The organism is Treponema sp. R80B11-R83G3 (genome assembly GCF_054786115.1).
The window spans coordinates 1-700 of record NZ_BDHF01000373.1; the positions used below are offsets into that span (position 1 = coordinate 1).

The following is a 700-nucleotide window of genomic DNA, read 5'->3' on the forward strand; positions in this document are numbered from 1 at the left end:
TCAATCGGGAAGGAAGAAGATTTTTTCTATATACCCGAACTGCTCCGAACGGAATACAACATGATATTCGGCAGTTCAAGCCTAAAGGCAGGACGTGTCAATTACACAGCCCCTCTTTCATTTATAGTGGACGGTCTTTTTGACGGCGTTCAATACGATTACAATTCCAGTGTGGGAAGTTTCCGAGCGGGAGCGTGGTACACGGGGCTTCAATATAAAAGCAGAGCCAATATCGCAATGACGGAAGACGATGTAACAAGTTTGTCGGAGCCTGTAGATTACTCTGATTTTTCCAACACTTACTTTTCTTCCAAACGTATGCTTGCCTCAGTCGGGTGGGAGCACCCTTCGATTGCCGACTTAATGCGATTGAACGCCTCAGTCATCGCCCAATTTGATTTAAACGCCGCCGACGTTAAATACAACAGCCAATATGCGGTACTTAAAGCCTCAGTCCCGATAAACAACCTGCTTATCGAAGTCGGCGGTGGCGTTGAATTGTCGCAAACCGCCTTTGCTGACGAAAACAAATTCAACACGGCATTTGCGGGTGAGCTTGGCCTGTTCCTTCTCTTTCCGTCCATCAACAGCCGCCTTTCGTTCACAGGTTTAATCACGAGCGGAATTAACGGCGATTCAGTCGGGGCGTTCGTCCCGATTACTGGCAAGGAATACGGATATGTATTGAAAACAAGATTGC

1 protein-coding gene is annotated in these 700 nt (G+C 47.1%); it reads left to right on the forward strand.

The window, feature by feature from the left end; translation table 11 throughout:
* Positions 1-700, forward strand: a 700-nt coding sequence (locus ACYVRH_RS13935; RefSeq protein WP_461257484.1) for a hypothetical protein, incomplete at both ends; no start/stop codon positions are given.